This window comes from Aromatoleum anaerobium, assembly GCF_012910705.2.
In the GTDB taxonomy this organism is placed as follows: domain Bacteria; phylum Pseudomonadota; class Gammaproteobacteria; order Burkholderiales; family Rhodocyclaceae; genus Aromatoleum; species Aromatoleum anaerobium.
In genome coordinates, this window is the sequence record NZ_WTVG02000039.1 from 212,630 (window position 1) to 232,155 (window position 19,526).

Here is a 19,526-nt window from a genome sequence, read left to right on the forward strand (position 1 = left end):
TACCCATTCCGGCGCGGCCAGATAGCGCCCCATCGAAGCGTCACCGCGCCCGAACGTCAACCGGTGGCGCACAAGTCCCGCCCACCGGCTTCATTAATATGGAAGTCATATTCCTCACCTATTGTGGTGAAACCGAGACTTCCTGCCAGACAGCCATGATTCGTCACATCACCGAGAAACTTGTGCCCCCGGTCCCGCGCTTTCATTTGCCCCGGGACGATGGCCTGTATCAGCCTATTCTCTTCGCATTCGTCACCGACCGTATGCGTCAGTGCATCGAGCATGAACGACAGATCCTGCTCGATGCCGTTTCGCCAACAGTCCGCGCACGGCAGGAGAAAGTCTTCCAGTGCTACGACCCGCATGCGAGCCACCGTACCTACCAGAACATCCTGAGGCGCTTTCGCCTGCCGGAGAAGCAGGAGGGTGCCCGGTGGGCGAGAGACTGAATCAGCGCCGAAGCAGTTGATCATTCCGTGCCTGATACACCGCACCGACAAGCCCGCCGGGCGAGTCCAGGGCGAGCTGTAATCACAAATCCGGCAAGGAGTGGTGGGGGTCACAGAGCACCTCAGCGACCACGTGCCGGATTCATCCCTGCTCGCCCCGCTGTCATCGGCGGACCCGCTGCCCCATCAGCCTGGCGTCGGTTCGCTTCACCTCGGTCCGAGAGACTCCACGATGACGCACCTCCTGCACCCCGCGATCTGGCTTTCCGCACGATTCGATTTCCGCTGGAAACTGGTCGGCAATGGCAGGCGCTCGCCACGACCCCGCCCCCGGATGCCGGCGCGAGCCGGAACGCCCATGAGGCGATCCTCGGCGATCTGTTCCGGCTGCGCGAGACCTTCGTCGAAGAGGCCGCTCGCGCGATGGCAGGGGGCGACCTGCGGGCCCGCGTGGTGGTACGCACGCACGACGAGATCGGTCACGTCGGCAACGGATTCAATGCGATGGCGGAGAGCTTTTCGGCGCTGATCGCCAAGGTCGCCGGGGCGGCCGGCAATACCCGGTCGGCTGCGAGCGAGCTCACCGACCAGGTCGCGCAGGTGACCGCGGCGTCAGCCCGCCAGAGCGAATCGGCCGCGCGCTCGTCGAGTTCGGTGCAGGCGCTCGCAGTCAGCGTGCAGCAGGTCGCCACGCACGCCGAGGACACGAGCCGGATTGCCCGGCAGGCAGCGGAACTTTCTGTCGACGGTCGGGCCGTCGCCGATCAGGCCGCTGCCGGCATGCAGTGCATCGTCGACGACATCGCCGCCGCCGTAGCCGCGGTGCTGGCGCTCGAGGAGCTCGCGGGCGGATGCCCCACCCTCTTGCCGCGTTGCGGCTCGATCGCCCGGAAAGATCTTTATCTGCTTCGAGGAACATCATGCTTTCGAAATCCGACCTTTTTGTCCTGTTCGACGCTCTCCTCGAGACTCATGCGCTCGAATACGAATTCCAGCCGATTGCCGACATCGGCCGGGCGTCGGTGCTGGGCTACGAGGCGCTGATGCGCGGGCCGGTCGGCTCCGCGTTGCGCTTACCCGACGACCTGTTGCGTGTCGCAAAAAGCGCCGGGCGCATGGCGGACCTCGAGCGCGAGGCCTGCCTCGGAGCGATCAGCGCGTTTGGGCGAGTGGGCGTGCCCGGAAAGCTGTTCCTGAACCTGTCGGGATCGATGATCGAGCACTTTGCGCGAGACAACGGACGCCAGATGCTGGACTGCGCTCAGCAGGCCGGACTCTCTCCGGGCCGGCTCGTGCTCGAACTGACCGAGCACGAGCGCGTCGAGGATGTCGAGGGGCTGCAGGCGGCGATGAAGACGCTCGCCGCGCTCGGCGTCACGCTCGCGCTCGACGATTTCGGCGATGGCCGCTCGAGCCTGCGCCTGTGGGTGCAACTGAAGCCGCAGATCGTCAAACTCGACAAGTATTTCGTGCGGGGCCTGCAGGGCGACAGCCGCAAGATCGAGGTGATCCGCAGCGTGCTGCGGCTGGCCGAAGTACTCGCCACGCCGCTCGTCGCCGAAGGCATCGAGGATGCGGCCGAACTCGCGGTGCTGCGCGACCTCGGCTGTCATTACGCACAGGGTTACTGCATCGGCCGTCCGAGCGCGGCGCCGGCTGTCGCGCTGCCGGACGCGGTGGTGAATGTGCTGACGTCGGGAAAAATCTCGGTGCTGCCGGTGCTCGCGCGCCCGCAGCGCATCGGGCACTCGGTCGACCGGCTGAAGGTGTCCGCCCCCGCGGTCGGACCGCAACTCGCGAGCAGCGAACTGTTTCGCATCTTCGGCGCGAATCCGGACCTGCATGCGGTCGCGGTAGTCGATGGCACCGTGCCCCTGGGCCTGGTGAACCGTCGCGATTTCATCGAGAAATACATTCAACCGTTCCACCGCGAGCTCTACAGCAAGCGGCCGGTGATGCAGTTCATGAATGCGAGCCCGATCTGCGCGGAACGCTCCTCCCCGCTCGATTCGCTGATCAACGTGCTCACCGGCGACGATCAACGCTACCTGCGCGATGGCATCATCGTCACCGAGGACGGCCGATACGCGGGCATCGCAACCGGCGAGAGTCTCGTGCGCGCGGTCACCGAGCTGCGGATCGAAGCGGCGCGCCACGCGAACCCGCTGACGCTCCTGCCCGGCAACATTCCGCTCACGGAGCATATCGGCCGGCTGCTCCACGCCGGCGTGTCGTTCGCCGCCTGCTATTTCGATCTGAACAACTTCAAGCCCTTTAACGATCTTTACGGTTACTGGCGTGGTGACGAAATGATCAAGCTGGCGGCGAAAATCGTCGCGCACCACTGCAATCCGACGCAGGACTTCGTCGGCCACGTCGGCGGGGATGACTTCGTGGTGTTGTTCCAGAGTGAGAACTGGGCGGACCGCTGCGAGCGCATCGTCGAGCAGTTCAATTGCGAGGCGCGCTCGCTGTTCGACCCGCGGGAGCTCCAGCAGGGAGGCTTCCACAGCGAGGATCGCCGCGGTTTCCCGAGTTTTTTCCCGCTGACGACAATCGCAGCGGGCGAAGTCAGCGTGTCGCCAGGCCAGTTTCGGCACCCCGAAGAGGTCGCCTCGGCTGCCGCTGCGGCGAAGAAGATCGCGAAGCTGGCGCCGAGCGGTGTGCATCGCGCACGCCTGGGGAAGGTGATCGCGCTGCGCGAAGCGATCGCGTAGCGCAATTCAGGCCAAGTTTCGCATCCCGCACGGGGGGCGTTGTCGTCGCGTCGCGCATTGGAATTCTGTCCGTCCGACGATGACGTGGTGCCGGCGCCTGAACTCGCACGTGCCACGTCCCGTCCAATGGAAGCATTTTTCTTCCGCGCGGGGCCGGTCGCCCGTCAGGTGCAGCCGGCACGAGCATCAAGAGGCGGTCCACCATGCCCGAGTCCACCGTGTACCTCGACACCCCCGACTTTCGCCCCGGCGTTCCACCCGCGCTCCGGTGGTTCGAAGCGCTTGACGAGATGCGAAGGCACGCCGGCAGAGCGCTCGATCGCATCAACCTCGGTCGGCAGGAAACCGGCTTCGAGGTTGTTTTTTCGCGGCCGGCGGTCCGTCTGCGCGTCTATGGAAAGTCACGGAAAGGGTCACCTGTCCTGCTTATCGTGCCGGCGCCGATCAAGCGTCCGTATATCTGGGATCTCTCGCCGGAAAGAAGCGTCGTGCGCAAGGCGGTGGACCGCGGCTTCGACGTCTACCTGGTCGAATGGACCGAAGCGCAGGACGACGAGGGTCGCTTCGGCCTCGAAGAATATGCGCTGCTCGCACTCGGGGAGTGCATCGAGGCGATCCGGGCTCGGTCGCAGTCCGGCCGGATCTTCCTTGCGGGGCATTCGCTCGGCGGCACTTTCGCGGGCCTCTACAGCGCTTGCCATCCCGAACACGTCAGGGGCCTCGTGCTGATCGAGGCGCCGCTCCATTTTGCCGAGGCCTCCGGGGCGTTCAAGCGCATGCTCGACGCCGGGGTCCCCGCGCAAGCCGTGCTTCAGTCGTCGCACCCTGTTCCGGGTTCGCTGATCAACCTGATGAGCCTGTGGGCGTCGCCGAAGACCTTTCAGCACGAGCGGTATCTCGATTTCGTCACGAGCCTGGGTTCGCGCGCGGACCTCGAAACCCACGTGCGCGTCGAACGATGGACGCTGGACGAACTCCCGATGCCGCGCAGGCTGTTCGACGATGTCGTCGAGCAACTCTATCGCAAAGACCGGTTCATGCGCGGCGAACTGACGATCGGAAACAAGCGCATTCGCCCTCGTGACGTGACGTCGCCCGTGTTTGCGGTTTTCGACCCGAACAGCCACATTATTCCGCCCGCCTCGCTCCTCGCGTTCTACGAGCAGGTCGGCAGCCAGGACAAGGAGGCGATGCCCTACCCCGGGGACACCGGCGTCGCGTTGCAGCACGTCGGCGCGCTGGTCGGCGAAAACGCGCACCGCCTGATCTGGCCGCGAATTTTCGACTGGCTGGAGCGGCTCGCCGCCGGATGATCGCCGCTTCCCTCGCACCGGGTGTAGCCGGACGACTGGCACAAAACCGAGATGCAGCCAACTTGACGACCTCCTCGGTAAAAATGCAAAAATGGGAAAATAAGAGGAAGACAAGAAAATCGGGCTTGCCCCTGCTCTCGACTTTCACCCATTTGGTGAAGGTGACCCATCTGCTTGAAGGCCAATAGACCCATGAGCAATACTCCGCCATTCCTGGTGCCTGCCCGAATCGAGTCGTCGCGCCTCGTTCTGCGCACGTTTTGCCCGGATGACTGGCCCTTCCTTCACGAGCACTATTCCGACGCCGAGAGCACTCGCTTCACTTTTCGCCGCGCGCTTTCCGAAGGTGACAGCTGGTATGCGATGGCGAACATGGTCGGGCACTGGCATCTGAGAGGTTACGGCCCCTACGCCGTCGAGGAAAAAGCGAGCGGAAACGTGCTGGGTACGGTCGGGCTCTGGTACCCGAAGGACTGGCCCGAACCCGAAATCAAATGGGCGCTGACCCGCCGCTACTGGGGCAAGGGTTACGCCAGCGAGGCGGCGCGCGCCGTGCAGGCGATGGCCAAAGAGCATCTTCCGGACGTCTCGCTGATCAGCTTCATCCACGCCGAGAACGCGGCATCGATTGCGCTGGCCCTCGCCGTCGGGGCAACGTTCGAACAGGAAATGCCATTTCGCGGCGCGACCTGGCACATCTACCGGCACCCGCGCTGAAAGGCCGCACTCCGGTTCACGTGGGCCGGGGCGACGCCACGCGCTGGGGCTGCCTGCAGAAGCGATAGCAGACGCCCGGTCTCCTCCCCCGACCGGGTCGCCGGTTTCCTTGCTCAGTGAGGATGCTTGACGATGCGCAGGTAGGGCTTGGGAGCCTGCCAGCCTTCCGGGAAGAGCTTCTTCGCGTCGTCGTCGGATACCGAGCCGGCGATGATCACGTCCTCGCCCGGCTTCCAGTTCACAGGCGTCGCCACCTTGTGTGCGGCGGTCAGCTGCACCGAATCGAGCACGCGCAGGATCTCGTCGAAGTTGCGGCCGGTCGTCATCGGATACGTCAGCATCAGCTTGATGCGCTTGTCCGGACCGATCAGGAACACTGTCCGGACAGTCGCGTTGGTCGCCGGAGTACGTCCCTCCGACGTTCCCGGCTCGTCGGCGGGAAGCATGTTGTACAGCTTCGCCACCGCCAGGTCCCGGTCGCCGATCATCGGATAGCTCGGGCGGTAGCCCTGCGTCTCCTCGATATCCCCCACCCACGATTCATGGCTCTCGACCGGATCGACGCTCAGGCCGATGAGCTTGCAGTTACGCTTCGCGAACTCCGGCTCGATCTTTGCCATGTAGCCGAGTTCGGTCGTGCATACGGGCGTGAAGTCCTTCGGATGTGAAAACAGGATCGCCCAGCTGCCGCCGATCCACTCGTGGAACCGGATGCGGCCCTGGGTGGTGTCAGCAGTGAAATCAGGGGCGATATCGTTCAGGCGTAGCGACATGATTTGCTCCTTGTCCGGTTGCTGAAGGGCTGTTTGGGTATAGGTCTTTTGCCCGTTTTTTCCAAGGTAAACTGAACGAAGTCGGGGATCGACGTTTCGTCGGGCTGCCCGCCTCGGCAATCAGAACAGGAATGGCTGCTTCGTCGCAGGCGCGGTCGTGGGCCCGGTGGGAAAGACTTTCGCCTGCCGCGGTTTGAACCACACCGTGCGGCCGGACGACAGTTCGAGATTCGCGGCGCGTTCGCGCGTCAGTTCGACTTCGATCGTCTCCGCCTCGTGCTCGAGTTCGACGCGCACCAGCGGCCCGATGCGATGCACGTGGCTAACGACCGCTTTCATGCCGCCCGAAATCGGTGCGGCGTCGAGGTCGATGTCGTGCGGGCGCACGAACGCGATCGAGCCTGCTCCGGGCGCCTCCCCTTCCCGCTCGACTTCCGCCCAGCAGCCGTGCATGCGGTGGTGGAAGACGTTCACATTGCCGAGGAACTGGTAGACGAACGGCGACGCGGGGCTCGAATAGACTTCGTCCGGCGAGCCGATCTGCTCGATGCGGCCGCGGTTCATGACGACGACGCGGTCGGCGACTTCCAGCGCCTCTTCCTGGTCGTGCGTGACGAACACCGACGAGATGTGCATCTCGTCGTGGAGGCGCCGCAGCCAGCGGCGCAGCTCCTTGCGCACCTTGGTGTCGAGGGCGCCGAACGGCTCGTCGAGCAGCAGCACTTTCGGCTCGACCGCAAGCGCGCGAGCGAGCGCGATGCGCTGGCGCTGGCCGCCCGAGAGCTGCGACGGGTAGCGGTTCGCGAGCCAGTCGAGTTGCACGAGCTTCAGCAGGTTCATCACGCGGTCGCGGATCTCGGCCTCCGGCGGCCGCCCCTTTCTCGGCCGCACGCGCAGGCCGAACGCGACGTTCTCGAACACCGACATGTGCCGGAACAGCGCGTAATGCTGGAACACGAAGCCGACCTGGCGCTCGCGTGCATGCACGTGCGTCGCCTCCTCGCCACCGAACAGCACATTGCCGCCGTCCGGAGATTCCATGCCGGCGATGATGCGCAAGAGCGTCGTCTTGCCGCAGCCCGAGGGCCCGAGCAGCGCGACCAGTTCACCGGTCGGGATGTCGAGCGACAGGTTGTCGAGCGCGACGAAGTTGCCGAAGCGCTTGCTGATGTTGCGGATTTCGATGCTCATGGGCGTTCCGTGGCAACAGACGGGGGCAGTTCGGTTTTCTCGGGCGGCAGTTCGGCCGTCAGCATCTCGGTTTCCTTGCGCATGCGCCATTCGACAATGGTCTTCGCGACGAGCGTGACGAGGCCGAGGAAGGCGAGCACCGTCGCCGCGGCGAACGCGCCGATCTGGTTGTATTCGTTGTAGAGGATCTCGACGTGCAGCGGCAGCGTGTTCGTTTCGCCGCGGATATGGCCGGAGACGACGCTGACCGCGCCGAATTCGCCCATCGCGCGCGCGTTCGCGAGGATCACGCCGTACATCAGGCCCCACTTGATGTTCGGCAGCGTCACGCGCCTGAACATCTGCCAGCCGGAGGCGCCGAGCGACACCGCGGCTTCTTCCTCGTCGCGACCCTGCGCCTGCATCAGCGGGATCAGTTCGCGCGCGACGAACGGGAAGGTCACGAACAGCGTCGCGAGGATCATGCCCGGCAGCGCGAAGATGATCCTGATGTCGTGCGCGGCGAGCCACGGGCCGAAGAAGCCCTGCGCACCGAACAGGATGATGAAGATCAGGCCGGCGACGACCGGCGACACCGCGAACGGCAGGTCGATCAGCGTCGTCAGCAGGCTTTTGCCGCGGAACTCGAATTTCGCGATCGCCCACGCGGCGGCCACGCCGAACGCGATGTTGAACGGCAGCACAAGCGCCGCGATCGTCAACGTCAGCAGCATCGCCGAGCGCGCCTCGCCTTCCTGCAGCGCCTCCCAGTAAGTCTGCGCGCCCTGCGCGAACGCCTCCCAGAACACCGCGATCAGCGGCAGCACGAGGAACAGGAACAGGAAGCCGAGCGCGACCGCAGTCAGCAGCAGGCGAACCCAGCGCGGCTCCGCAGTGGCACGACGCGTCGTCGTCATGGCCGCCCTCCGGCAATCGCGATGGCCCCCGGTGCATCGGCCGGCGCATCCTCATCCCGGCTCTTCGTGTGGCGGTTCGCCGCCCACCACTGCAGCAGGTTGATCACCAGCAGCATCACGAACGAGATCACGAGCATCACCACCGCGAGCGCGGTCGCGCCGAGGATGTCGTACTGTTCGAGCTTCGAGATGATCAAGAGCGGCGTGATTTCCGAGATCAGCGGCATGTTGCCGGCGATGAAGATCACCGAACCGAACTCGCCGATCGCGCGCGAGAACGCGAGCGTGAAGCCGGTCAGCCACGCGGGAAAGATCCCCGGCAGCAGCACCCGCGTGAAAGTCTGCCAGCGGGTCGCGCCGAGAGTTGCGGCAGCTTCCTCGACCTCCGCCTCGATGTCCTCGATGACCGGCTGCAGCGTGCGCACGACGAACGGCAGCGTGACGAAGATCAGCGCAACGACGATGCCCAGCGGCGTGAACGCGACCTGGACGCCGAGCTTGGCGAGATGCTGGCCGATCCAGCCGTTTTGCGCGTACAGCGTCGCGAGCGTGATGCCGGCCACCGCGGTCGGCAGCGCGAACGGCAGATCGACGAGCGCGTCGACGAAGCGCTTGCCCGGAAACGGATAACGCACCAGCACCCACGCGACGATCAGACCGAACAGCGCGTTGACCGCGGCGGCCCCCAGGGACGCGCCGAAAGTCACGCGGTAGGACGCAAGCGCACGCTCGCTACTCGCGGTCGCCCAGAAATCGCTCCACGACATCTGGCCCGTGAATAAAATCATGCCGGCGAGCGGGATCAGCACCAGCAGGGTCAGATACGTGAGCGTGTAACCCAATCCGAGACGGAAACCGGGCAGGACTCCATCGCGTTTGGCTGCGGCAGGAAACATGTGAGGGGCGACGTGACGAAAGGCTGAAAGCGACGCAGCCCGCCTGAGAGGCTGTGAAAAATCCCCGGCCAGTTATATGCCTTTGGTATAATTAGGTCTTGCTACGAGGTCTGGATTTGCGCCGATGACGAAGACGCGAGCACGGGTGCTGCTGCCCAACCGGGGGCAGATGGAGTTTCGGGCGAGTGACCTGGAGTCACTGCTGCCGGAGGGGCATCGGGCGCGCCTGGTGTGGGCGTACGTCGAGCGGCAAGACCTGTCACGGTTCTACGCCGGGATTCGTGCGGTCGATGGCGGGGTGGGCCGCTCGGCAATCGCGCCGGAGATTTTGCTGGCGCTGTGGTTGTACGCCACGCTCGACGGGGTGGGCAGCGCGCGGGCGGTGTCACGGCTGCTCGAATCGCATGACGCCTACCGCTGGTTGTGCGGCGGGGTTCAGGTCAATCACCACACCCTTTCGGACTTTCGCAAGGATCAGGGCGAAGGGCTGGACGAGTTGTTGAGTGTGAGCATCGCCAGCCTGATGGCGGCCGGGGTAGTCAAGCTCAAACAGGTGGCGCAGGACGGGATGCGTGTGCGCGCCAGCGCCGGGGCGGGCTCGTTTCGCCGCAAGGAGAAGCTCGAAGGCTACCTGGAGGCGGCGCGCGCGGCCGTGGCGCGGCTCAAAGCCGAGGTGGAGGCGGACCCGGCGCAGGCCGAACGGGCGCGGGAAGCGGCCCGGCTACGGGCGGCGAAAGAGCGTGAAGCGCGTCTTGAGAAGGCGCTGGCGCGGCTGCCCGAGATCGAAGCGATCAAGCAGCGGCAAGGCAAAAACCCCGACCAGGCGCGCGCGTCGATGACCGATGCCGAAGCGACGGTGATGAAGATGGGCGACGGCGGCTTTCGGCCGGCGTACAACCCGCAACTGGCGAGCGACGCCGACTCGCTGGTGATCGTGGGGGTCGAGGTGGCCACCGTCGGCAGCGACCAAGGGCAGATGGTGCCGATGATCGAGCAGGTCACCGCGCGCTGCGGTCGGCTGCCCGAAGCCTGGCTGGTCGATGGCGGCTACGTCGGACACGAGCAGATCGAGCAGGCGAGCCAAAGCACCGTCGTCTATGGGCCGGTGCCGCAACCCAAGAACAAGGCGGTCGATCCTCACCAGGCGAAGGCCGGCGACAGCGAAGCGGTGGCGGCCTGGCGGCAACGGATGGGCACGGACGAGGCGAAGGTCATTTACAAGCGGCGAGCGGCAACGGCCGAATGCGTCAATGCGCACAGCCGCAACCGCGGCCTGCAGCAGTTCCGGGTGCGGGGTCTGGCGAAGGTCAAGTGTGTGATGCTGATCTTTGCTTTGGCGCACAACCTGATGCGCATGGTCAGCCTCGCACCGGAATTGCTCGGGGTAGGGATAGGTGCGTCTGCCGTTCCCGGAATCGGGGTTTAAGGGGCGAAAAATGGGGAAAAACGTCAAATGAACCGTCGATAGCAGCACAAACGGTGCAAAAACCCTATCGCGCCCAGCAAAACGGCGTTAACCCCGCTCGCGCGTCTAATCGGTCCTGCGAACGAAAGATTCACAAACTCTGAGCGGGCCGTCGAGCGGGCGAAACGGCGGATTCTACTTCTGAACGTAGATCTGGTCGAAGGTGCCGCCGTCCTTGAAATGGGTCGCGGCCGCCTTGCTCCAGCCGCCGAACATTTCATCGACGGTAAAGGTCTTGATCGGCGGGAACGCGGAAGCGTATTTCTTCAGTATTTCCGGATCGCGCGGGCGCAGGTAGTTTTTCGCGGCGTTCTCCTGGCCTTCCTTCGACCACAGGTATTCGAGGTAGGCGCGGGCGAGCTCGCGCGTGCCTTTCTTGTCCACGACTTTCTCGACGACCGCAACCGGAAATTCGGCGAGGATCGACAGGCTCGGGTACACAACCTCGAACTCGCCGCGGCCGAATTCCTTCGCGATCAGCTCAGCCTCGGATTCGAACGTCACGAGCACGTCGCCGATCCGGCGCTGCATGAATGTCGTCGTTGCGTCGCGCCCGCCGGAACCGAACAGCGGCGCGTTCTTCAGCCAGTTGCCGACGAACTCCTGCGCGGTCTTGTCGTTGCCCCCCGGCTGCTTCAGCGCGTAGCCCCATGCGGCGAGATACGAATAGCGGCCGTTGCCGGTGTTCTTCGGGTGCGGGATGATCAGCTGCACGGCACCCGGCTTCGCGATGTCGTTCCAGTCCTTGATCCCTTTCGGATTGCCCTTGCGCACGATGAACACCATCGTCGAGGTGTACGGCGACGCGTTGTCCGGGAAGCGCTTCGCGTAATCGGTCGCGACGAGGCCTTTCTCGGCGAGGAAATCGACGTCCGTCGCCTGGTTCATCGTCACCACATCGGCCTCCAGTCCGTCGGCGACCGCGCGCGCCTGCTTCGACGAGCCGGCATGCGACTGGCGGATTTCAACGGTTTCTCCGGTTTTTTCCTTCCAGTGCTTCTGGAAAAGCGGGTTGTAATCCTTGTAGACGTCGCGCGCGACGTCGTACGACACATTGAGCAGGTTCGACTGAGCGTGCACGCCCGTCGCGAGTGCGAGCCCGGCCGCAAGCAGCAGGGTGGAAAGTTTGTTCATGAAAACTCCAGTGGCGGAAGGGCAAGGTCAGCGGCATGAACGATAGCCGAAGCCGGCCAAAGCTGTCATGCATGAGATCCCCTTTCTTTATTACGAATGGAACTATGGGAAAATATCCCCACCCTTGGGCGAGCCGGCTTGTCAATATTCTGGTTGCGCCGCAGTTACCCGCCGTTACAAGGAGTTTTCTCCCCGAAGAGGCCGCGCAGCGGGAATATTGGAAGCGAGTAACGCATAATTTGTCCAAATGGAAGAATGACAATCCGGGCAACTGCCTGAAGCCCATTTCCAGGTTGGGAAGTCACGATGTCACTTCATGCCACTGTTACCTGTCCGAGTTGCGGGAGCACCGATTGCCGCAAGTCGAAATGGCAGTCCGAAAGCGAAAAGCCGGTGCATACGGGCAACCGCCCATATCGGTGCCGTGCCTGCGCACATCGCTTCCACGCCCCGGAACGCAAGCGGTCCCGCTGGCGGAACGGGGCGTCTTTCATGGTGCCGGTGCTGGTAATGGTGGCTGTGATGGCCGCAGTGATCGCCCTCGGCTCGAGGACCAGCGATGAAATCCCGGCGCAGAACCTTCCTGGCGTGCCGACTCCGATCGATCCCTACACGCTGCGCGCGGCCCACGAGGGGGATGCCGCGGCCCAGCTCCGGATTGCGAAGACGCTGCTGCTCGACTCCGCGAGCGACCGAGCGCAGTCGCTGGAGGCCGTTCGCTGGCTGCGGGCGGCGGCAGACAGTGAACATCCGGGAGCAATGGTGGAACTCGGAAAGCTCTACCGCAGCGGCTTCGGCGTGCTGCAGGACTACGACCAGGCAGCCCGATGGATCCGTACCGCGGCGGCGCGCGGCGACGCCGAAGGCATGCTCGAGCTGGGCCGCCTGTACCGCGACGGCGTCGGTTTCCCGCGCGACCCGGTGCGCGCCTACGTTTGGTTCAACCGCGCCGCCGCCGCGCTGAACATTGAAGCCGTGCGCGACCGCGACGAAATCGCGCGCAGCCTCGACGCGGATGAGCTGAAGCAGGCACAGGCGCAGTCTTCAAAAGTGGAATCCGGCGAGGCCGAAGCCGACCCGGTCAAGGAACGCAGAGGGGCGGGAGAATCGGTTACCGCAGGTTGACGGATAGGATCACTTGAACCATGATTCATGTATCAAGTGATACTCAAGAGACGAAGATGGAACTTGTCACCGTCGAACAGATTGCCGCCGTGATGGCGCTGATACCAGCCCCACACTCCTTTGCCGAACTGGACGAACAGGTTGCGGACGGATTGCCGAAGGCCGCTCTCAAGGCCGGCGTGGCGCGGATAGGTCGGAATGCCGATGAGCGTCGCGAGATTCTGCACCGGATAGTGCCCGAGGCGACGTTGAAGCGTCGGCAGGATCGGTTGAGTGCCTCCGAATCGGAGAAAACGGAGCGGCTTGCGCGGGTTTATGCGACCGCCCGCCACGTCTGGGATTCGGATGAGGATGCACTGGCGTTCCTGCATACACCCCATTCGATGCTCGGCGGCAGAACGCCGCTCGATGTCGCCATGACAGAACTGGGCGCGCGTCGAGTCGAAGCGCTGCTCTGGAGACTGTTCTACGGTATTGCCGCTTGATCCGCGTTTACCGGATTGCAGATGATCGACACCCGATCTGGGACGGAACGGGGGCGGCTCTCGTGGGCGGACGCTGGAACAGTTCCGGAAAATCCGTGATCTATGGCTCGTTGAGCTACGCCTGCGCGATGCTTGAGATCCTGGCGCATGCCGGTATCGGCCGAGTGCCACGTACCCAGCGCTTCGTTGTCGCAGAAGTGCCGGATGAACTATCTGTAGAACGCCACGACCCGCTCACCCTGCCGGCCGGCTGGGATGCCGAGGACAGCAGCGTTGCCCGTGGATTCGGCGATGACTGGCTTGTGTCCGCCCGAAGCCTGGTACTCGTCGTTCCGTCCGTCGTGGCCCGCCTGGAGTTCAATGCGATCATCAATCCCCGGCATCCAGAATTTCAGAAGTTGATGGTCTCCATTCCTGAACCGGTGATCTGGGACAGCCGACTGTTCAGGACGATTCCCGTGACCGACTGATGCTGCAACGGCGCGCATCAACCAAATATCGATGTCCCCGGCGAATGAGTGTCACGAGGCGTCGGAATCCACCCTTGCATCGGCCCGGGGAATGCCGGCCGCCGCGGCGAGCATCTCCCGGCGGCTTTCGGGCGTTTCCAGGCTGATCCGTCCCAGCGCGCCGCTGCGGTAATCGTTGAGGAAGATTTGCGAGGCTTTCTCGAGATCCGGCGCGCCGCCCTTGAGCCGGCAGCCGCGCCGCGCCGCGATCGTCTCGACGAGGCCGACGCCGTCCAGCGCCTCGATGCGTTCCGGCGCGATGGCGTAGCGCGCCGCCAGCAGCGCCGGGTAACGTTCCAGCAGCAGGTCGCCGAGGAACGTTGCGACCTCCTCGTCGATGACGGCGTTGCGCCCGATCGCGTGGCTCGCGGCGAGCATGAAGCCGTCCGAGTCGTACGCGATCTTCGGCCACATCAGGCCAGGCGTGTCGGTGATCGTCATGTGCGAGCCGAGGTCGAAAGTCTGCTGCGATTTCGTCACCGCCGGCTCGTCGCCGACTTTCGCGACGCGGCGTTTCAGCAGCGCGTTCATCAGCGTCGATTTGCCGACGTTCGGGATGCCCATGATCATGATGCGCAGCAGCTTGGTGCCGTCGTTGCGGTGCGGCGCGAGCGCCTGGCACAGGCCGGGCACGCGCGCGACGTCCCCCGGCTTTTTGCACGACAGCGCGACCGCCTTCACACCTTGCTGACTGTTGAAGAAATCGAGCCAGGCGTGCGTCGCGGCAGGATCGGCGAGGTCGGCCTTGTTGAGCACCTTGAGGCACACGCGCTGCCGGTGCCGGCGCAACTCGTGGATCATCGGATTGCTGCTCGCCTCCGGGATGCGGGCATCGAGCACCTCGATGACGACGTCGGTCAGCGCCATCGTTTCGGCCGCTTTCTTGCGCGCCGAGGTCATATGACCGGGAAACCACTGGATCGACATCTGGAATGAAAGCCCTGGAGAAGGGGCGCATTATCGCCTCCTTCGTCGGCAGCTTGGGGCAAAATGGCGAACTTTCGAGGGAATGCGGATGAATCGTGACAAGGTGCTCGCGGCGACGCGACAGTGGCTGGAGAAGGCGGTGATCGGACTCAACCTGTGTCCGTTCGCAAAGGCGGTGTATGTGAAGAACCAGGTGCGCATCGTCGTCAGCGACGCCCGGCACGTCGATGCGTTCCTCGAAGAGCTCGACCGCGAACTCGATTTCCTCGCTGCCGCCAACCCTGAAGAAATCGATACGACGCTGCTCGTACATCCGACGCTGTTCCCCGATTTCCTCGATTTCAACGAGATCGTCGGCATCGCCGAGGAAGCCGTCGCCGAGCACGAGCTCGAAGGCGTCCTGCAGGTCGCGAGCTTCCATCCGCGCTTCCGCTTCGAAGGCACCGGCGAGGACGACATCGAGAACTACACCAACCGCTCGCCGTATCCGACGTTGCATCTGCTGCGCGAGGACAGCATCGAGCGTGCGGTCGCCGCGTACCCGGATGCCGAAACGATCCCCGAGCGCAACATCGAGACGATGAACCGTCTCGGCCACGAAGGCTGGAAAGCGCTCGGCATTCCCGACGGCGGCGAGGACGACACGCCGTGAGCGAGGCCCACGCAAAGGGCCGGCACCCGGCGAGTCGCGGGCGCACCCGCGGTAAACCGCAGCCGTCCCCGGCACCGAGCGCTGCGCCCTCCCCGACAGCCGCCGTGGTGCCTGACATCCGGCCAGGCCAGTCGGTCGAACTGCTCAAGGAACTCCACATCCTGACGCGCGACGGCAAACTCAACCAGGACAGCCGGCGCAAGCTCAAGCAGGTTTATCACCTGTACAACTTCATCGAGCCGCTGCTCGAAGAAGTGATGAGCGCGCGCGGCGACCTGACGCTCGCCGACCACGGCGCCGGCAAGTCGTATCTCGGCTTCATCCTCTACGACCTGTTCCTGAAGGCGCGCGAAGGGGGGCAGAGCGGCGGCCACATCTACGGCATCGAGACGCGCGACGAACTGGTCGCGAAGTCGCGCGAACTCGCGGCGCGACTCGGCTTCGTCCGCATGAGTTTCCTGAACCTGTCGGTCGGCGACTCGATCGAGTCGCCCGAGCTGCCCGAACATATCGACATCGTCACCGCGCTGCACGCCTGCAACACCGCGACCGACGACGCGATCCGCTTCGCGTTGCACAAGCGCGCCCGCTTCATCGTGCTCGTGCCGTGTTGCCAGGCCGAGGTCGCCGCCGCGCTGCGCCGGCACAAGAACGAATCCTTCGGCAAGACGCCGCTGTCCGAGATCTGGCGCCACCCGATCCACACGCGCGAATTCGGCAGCCAGCTGACGAACGTGCTGCGCTGCCTGCTGCTCGAATCGCACGGCTACCAGCTCACGGTGACCGAACTTGTCGGCTGGGAGCATTCGATGAAGAACGAGCTGATCATCGCGCGGGCAACAGGCCAGCCGCGAGGCAACGCGCAGGAGCGGCTCGCGCAGATCCTCGCCGAACTCAACCTGGAAGAGCTTCGCGATCGTTTTGCGTATTGAAGAGCAGCGGCAAAGCCGGGCGGCGGCGCGCACGATTGCGCCGGCTCGCTTGATCTGGGCAAAGTACCGCAGCCCCGCGATGCGTTAATCTGCAGTTCCCCCACCGGCCGCCCCACATGTCCAACTTTCCATATCCGATCCTCGTCGCCGCGATTTTCCTGTTCGGCTGCCTCGCAGTCCTGCATATCCACCGGCGCCAGCAGGACGCCCAGCGCGACTTGCCGCAGCGCGACGAGTACCTTGCCTCACACCGCCAGCAGACCCCCGCCTGCCTGCGCTGCGCGTCGACCGACACGCGCGAATTCGGACTCCACGAAGGCGAGGACGCGCAGCGCATCGTCGCCTGCAAGAAGTGCGACAAGCTGATGTACCGCTACCGGCGCACGGCGGCTGCATAAGGCTGCATAAGATCCCGAACGGATAGAACATTCCGCTCGGCCGGGCGGTCCACCCCACATATCCAGCGTGGAGGCCTCGGCCATGGACGTCATCCCCTTGCTCGCGCGACTCGGCGTCGCGAGCGGTCAACTCGAAGGCGGCGAGCTGCCGGTACGCAGCCCGATCGATGCAGAAATCATCGCGCGGCTTGCGCCGCATACGCCTGCGCACGCCGGCGTCGCACTTGATCGCGCGCAGCAGGCTTTTTTCACGTGGCGCGACGTCCCGCCGCCGCGGCGCGGCGAAGTGGTGCGGCAGTATGGCAACCTGTTGCGCCGGCACAAGACCGATCTCGGCGAACTGGTGTCGATCGAAGCGGGCAAGATCCGCCAGGAAGGTCTCGGCGAAGTGCAGGAGATGATCGACATCTGCGACTTCGCCGTCGGCCTGTCGCGACAACTCCACGGATTGACGATCGCGAGCGAACGCCTCGGCCACCGCATGATGGAGCAGTGGCACCCGGCGGGCGTCGTCGGCGTCGTCTCTGCATTCAACTTCCCCGCCGCGGTGTGGGCCTGGAACGCCGCGCTGGCGTGGGTGTGCGGCGACAGCGTGGTGTGGAAACCGTCGCCACGAACCCCGCTCACGGCGCTTGCGTGTGCGGCGCTGTTCGATTCGCTGCGCAGCGAATTCGACGACCTGCCGCAAGGCCTGCTTGAAGTGCTGGTCGGCGGCAATGAACTCGCGACCCTGCTCGCCGACGACCGGCGCGTCGCGGTCCTCTCGGCGACCGGTTCGACGGCCATGGGCAAGGCGCTCGCGCCGCGCGTCGCGGCCCGGCTCGGCCGCTCGATCCTCGAACTGGGCGGCAACAACGCCGCGATCGTCTGCCCGAGCACCGACCTGACGCTCACCGAACGTGCGATTCTGTTCGCCGCCGCCGGCACCGCGGGCCAGCGCTGCACCAGCCTGCGCCGGCTGATCGTGCATGAATCGATCGCCGACGCGCTGCTGGAGCGCCTGCGCACCGCCTGGGGACGGATCACGGTCGGCAATCCGCTCGATCCGGCCACGCTCGTCGGGCCGCTGATCGATGCCGCGGCCGGTGCGAAGATGGACCGGACGCTGGCCCAAGCGCGGGCATCGGGCGGCACGGTGCAGGGGGGCGAGGCGGTCGGCGTGCCCGGATGCGAGGGCGCGTGCTATCGCCGCCCGGCGCTGGTCGAGATGCCCGAACAGACGGCGCTCGTGAAAGAGGAGACTTTCGCGCCGATCCTCTATGTCCTGCGCTATCGCACCCTGGACGAGGCGATCGCGCTGCACAACGACGTGCCGCAAGGCCTTGCGTCATCGATCTTCACGCGGGACCTGACGGAATCCGAACGCTTCCTGTCCGCGACCGGCAGCGACTGCGGCATCGCGAACGTGAATATCGGGCCGTCCGGCGCCGAGATCGGCGGCGCGTTCGGCGGCGAGAAGGACACCGGCGGCGGCCGGGAATCCGGCTCGGATGCATGGAAAGCCTACATGCGGCGGGCGACCTGCACGATCAACTACTCGGGCGCGCTGCCGCTCGCACAGGGAATACGCTTCGGCCTTGCCGACGGCTGACGGGTCGCGGACGCGCGTCCGGGCAGCAGTCATTCCCTCGTGGGCGCGCGCGTGACCAGCAACTGGTCGATGCGGTAATTGTCGATGTCGACGACCTCGAACTTGTAGTCGCGATAGCTCACCGAATCGGTCCGCTTCGGCACCTTGCGCAGCATGTACATCATGAAACCGGCGATCGTCTCGTAATTCTCGTGGCCGACGAATTCATTGATGTCGAGCGCCTGCATCACGTCCTCGATCGGCGTGATGCCATCGATCAGCCACGAGCCCTCGTCGCGCTTGACGATCAGCTCCTCCTGGAACGCACTGCCGAGTTCGCCCATGACCGTGTTCATGATGTCCTGCAGCGTCAGCAGGCCGACGATCAGCGCATATTCGTTGACGATCATGGCGAAGTCCTCGCGCGCGGCGCGAAAACGCTCCAGCGCCTCGAACAGCGTCAGCGTGTCGGGGATCACCAGCGCGTTGCGCACGACCGGGTCGGCGCGCAGCGACAGCTTCTGGCCGGACAGGATGCGGGCGAAAATGTCCTTCGAGTCGACGTAGCCGACGACCGTGTCGATCGTGCTCTCGCACACCGGGAATTTTGCGTGTGTCTGCGCGACGAGCTTGCCGCGGATGCTGTCCTCGGTTTCGTTCAGCGTGAAATAGACGATGCTTTCACGGTTCGTCATCGCCGACGGCACAGTGCGCGAATCGAGCTCGAAGACGTTCACGATCAGCTGGCGCTCCTGCTTGAGCAGCGCGCCGGTCTGCGCACCGACGTCGACCATCGCGACGATCTCGGCGGAGGTGATGTTCTCGGTGCGCACGTTCGGCAGCTTGAACAAGCGAAACAGTGCATTCGCGAGGCCGTCGAAAAACCACACCAGCGGCGCGAATGCGAGCACGCAGAAACGCATCGGCGCGACGACCGCGATCGCGACGCGCTCGGGCGAAGTCATGCCGAGGCGCTTGGGCACGAGATCGGAGAACAGCACGAAAAGCGAGGTGACGATCACGAACGACAGCACGAAGCTCATCGATTCGAGCATCGGCCCGTCGTAGAACACGCCGATCAGTTGCGCAACCGCCGGCGACAGCGTCGATTCGCCGACGATGCCGCCGAGGATCGCGACCGCGTTCTGCCCGATCTGCACCACCGTGAAAAAATGGCCCGGGTTCTCCTGCAGCGCGAGCACGCGCTCGGCGACCGCATTGCCTTGCTGGGCCATGAGGCGCAACTTGATCTTGCGCGAGGCCGCGAGCGAAATCTCGGCGATCGAAAAGAACGCGCTGATACCGATCAGCAGCGCAATGACAAGGATCTGGTTCGTGACACTCACGCACTGCCCCCTCGCGGGCCGCTCCTTCCCG

20 protein-coding genes are annotated in these 19,526 nt (G+C 64.7%); 13 read left to right on the forward strand and 7 right to left on the reverse strand.

Features of this window, described 5'->3' with window-relative positions; translation table 11 throughout:
• Positions 1 to 98: 98 nt before the first annotated feature.
• The 5 genes from GO606_RS13105 to GO606_RS13125 all read left to right on the forward strand — a co-directional run bounded on the left by GO606_RS13105 (position 99) and on the right by GO606_RS13125 (position 5,196).
• On the forward strand, positions 99 to 449 hold the full coding sequence (locus GO606_RS13105; RefSeq protein WP_246979559.1) for a hypothetical protein: 351 nt from the start codon (positions 99 to 101) through the stop codon (positions 447 to 449).
• 27 nt (positions 450 to 476) lie between these two features.
• Positions 477 to 1,493, forward strand: a complete 1,017-nt coding sequence (locus GO606_RS21940; RefSeq protein WP_281503922.1) for a methyl-accepting chemotaxis protein — start codon at positions 477 to 479, stop codon at positions 1,491 to 1,493.
• The gene (locus GO606_RS13115; RefSeq protein WP_246979633.1) at positions 1,397 to 3,166 is read left to right on the forward strand and encodes an EAL domain-containing protein; all 1,770 of its coding nucleotides are present in this window, start codon (positions 1,397 to 1,399) and stop codon (positions 3,164 to 3,166) included. Before GO606_RS21940 ends, GO606_RS13115 begins: the two co-directional genes overlap by 97 nt.
• Positions 3,167 to 3,369: 203 nt before the next feature.
• Positions 3,370 to 4,479 (forward strand): alpha/beta fold hydrolase, encoded by a 1,110-nt coding sequence (locus GO606_RS13120; protein ID WP_169119956.1) that lies wholly within the window; start codon positions 3,370 to 3,372, stop codon positions 4,477 to 4,479.
• 192 nt (positions 4,480 to 4,671) lie between these two features.
• Positions 4,672 to 5,196, forward strand: coding sequence for a GNAT family N-acetyltransferase (locus tag GO606_RS13125; protein ID WP_246979562.1), 525 nt, complete (start codon positions 4,672 to 4,674; stop codon positions 5,194 to 5,196).
• 113 nt (positions 5,197 to 5,309) lie between these two features.
• On the opposite strand, the gene GO606_RS13130 is transcribed toward GO606_RS13125, so the two are convergent.
• From GO606_RS13130 to cysT, 4 genes are all read right to left on the reverse strand, one after another.
• On the reverse strand, positions 5,310 to 5,969 hold the full coding sequence (locus GO606_RS13130; protein ID WP_169119960.1) for a peroxiredoxin: 660 nt from the start codon (positions 5,967 to 5,969) through the stop codon (positions 5,310 to 5,312).
• Between the two features lie 120 nt (positions 5,970 to 6,089).
• A complete protein-coding gene (locus tag GO606_RS13135) occupies positions 6,090 to 7,160 on the reverse strand; it encodes a sulfate/molybdate ABC transporter ATP-binding protein (RefSeq protein WP_169119962.1) in 1,071 nt (356 codons plus the stop codon).
• Positions 7,157 to 8,056 carry a sulfate ABC transporter permease subunit CysW gene (gene cysW / locus GO606_RS13140; RefSeq protein ID WP_169119964.1) on the reverse strand — a complete coding sequence of 300 codons (900 nt, stop codon included), beginning with the start codon at positions 8,054 to 8,056 and terminating at the stop codon, positions 7,157 to 7,159. Before cysW ends, GO606_RS13135 begins: the two co-directional genes overlap by 4 nt.
• A complete protein-coding gene (cysT, locus tag GO606_RS13145) occupies positions 8,053 to 8,952 on the reverse strand; it encodes a sulfate ABC transporter permease subunit CysT (protein WP_169119965.1) in 900 nt (299 codons plus the stop codon). Before cysT ends, cysW begins: the two co-directional genes overlap by 4 nt.
• A 124-nt stretch (positions 8,953 to 9,076) precedes the next feature.
• Here cysT and GO606_RS13150 point away from each other — a divergent pair, with 124 nt between their 5' ends.
• Positions 9,077 to 10,378 carry an IS1182 family transposase gene (locus GO606_RS13150; protein WP_246979563.1) on the forward strand — a complete coding sequence of 434 codons (1,302 nt, stop codon included), beginning with the start codon at positions 9,077 to 9,079 and terminating at the stop codon, positions 10,376 to 10,378.
• 174 nt (positions 10,379 to 10,552) lie between these two features.
• Here GO606_RS13150 and GO606_RS13155 read toward each other — a convergent pair whose 3' ends face one another.
• A complete protein-coding gene (locus GO606_RS13155) occupies positions 10,553 to 11,551 on the reverse strand; it encodes a sulfate ABC transporter substrate-binding protein (protein ID WP_169119632.1) in 999 nt (332 codons plus the stop codon).
• Between the two features lie 492 nt (positions 11,552 to 12,043).
• On the opposite strand from GO606_RS13155, the gene GO606_RS13160 reads away from it, so the two are divergent.
• The 3 genes from GO606_RS13160 to GO606_RS13170 are packed head-to-tail and all read left to right on the forward strand — an operon-like array spanning position 12,044 to position 13,631.
• A complete protein-coding gene (locus GO606_RS13160; protein ID WP_246979564.1) occupies positions 12,044 to 12,676 on the forward strand; it encodes a tetratricopeptide repeat protein in 633 nt (210 codons plus the stop codon).
• A 56-nt stretch (positions 12,677 to 12,732) separates the two neighbouring features.
• Positions 12,733 to 13,161, forward strand: a complete 429-nt coding sequence (locus GO606_RS13165) for an antitoxin Xre/MbcA/ParS toxin-binding domain-containing protein (protein ID WP_169119634.1) — start codon at positions 12,733 to 12,735, stop codon at positions 13,159 to 13,161.
• On the forward strand, positions 13,158 to 13,631 hold the full coding sequence (locus tag GO606_RS13170) for an RES family NAD+ phosphorylase (RefSeq protein WP_211166744.1): 474 nt from the start codon (positions 13,158 to 13,160) through the stop codon (positions 13,629 to 13,631). The genes GO606_RS13165 and GO606_RS13170 overlap by 4 nt, the downstream gene beginning before the upstream one ends.
• A gap of 51 nt (positions 13,632 to 13,682) precedes the next feature.
• Here the strand turns inward: GO606_RS13170 and ylqF are convergent, their stop codons facing one another.
• Positions 13,683 to 14,597 carry a ribosome biogenesis GTPase YlqF gene (ylqF, locus tag GO606_RS13175; RefSeq protein ID WP_169119635.1) on the reverse strand — a complete coding sequence of 305 codons (915 nt, stop codon included), beginning with the start codon at positions 14,595 to 14,597 and terminating at the stop codon, positions 13,683 to 13,685.
• An 88-nt stretch (positions 14,598 to 14,685) separates the two neighbouring features.
• Between ylqF and GO606_RS13180 the strand changes: the two genes are divergently transcribed.
• The 4 genes from GO606_RS13180 (at position 14,686) to amaB (ending at position 18,170) form a co-directional block, all read left to right on the forward strand.
• A complete protein-coding gene (locus GO606_RS13180; protein ID WP_169119636.1) occupies positions 14,686 to 15,249 on the forward strand; it encodes a DUF1415 domain-containing protein in 564 nt (187 codons plus the stop codon).
• Positions 15,250 to 15,353: 104 nt separating this feature from the next.
• The gene (locus GO606_RS13185) at positions 15,354 to 16,181 is read left to right on the forward strand and encodes a class I SAM-dependent methyltransferase (protein ID WP_169119637.1); all 828 of its coding nucleotides are present in this window, start codon (positions 15,354 to 15,356) and stop codon (positions 16,179 to 16,181) included.
• Between the two features lie 116 nt (positions 16,182 to 16,297).
• Positions 16,298 to 16,579 (forward strand): hypothetical protein, encoded by a 282-nt coding sequence (locus GO606_RS13190; protein ID WP_169119638.1) that lies wholly within the window; start codon positions 16,298 to 16,300, stop codon positions 16,577 to 16,579.
• An 82-nt stretch (positions 16,580 to 16,661) separates the two neighbouring features.
• Positions 16,662 to 18,170 carry an L-piperidine-6-carboxylate dehydrogenase gene (amaB, locus tag GO606_RS13195; protein WP_169119639.1) on the forward strand — a complete coding sequence of 503 codons (1,509 nt, stop codon included), beginning with the start codon at positions 16,662 to 16,664 and terminating at the stop codon, positions 18,168 to 18,170.
• Between the two features lie 29 nt (positions 18,171 to 18,199).
• On the opposite strand, the gene paeA is transcribed toward amaB, so the two are convergent.
• Positions 18,200 to 19,495, reverse strand: a complete 1,296-nt coding sequence (gene paeA, locus GO606_RS13200; RefSeq protein WP_169119640.1) for a polyamine export protein PaeA — start codon at positions 19,493 to 19,495, stop codon at positions 18,200 to 18,202.
• Positions 19,496 to 19,526 lie beyond the last annotated feature (31 nt).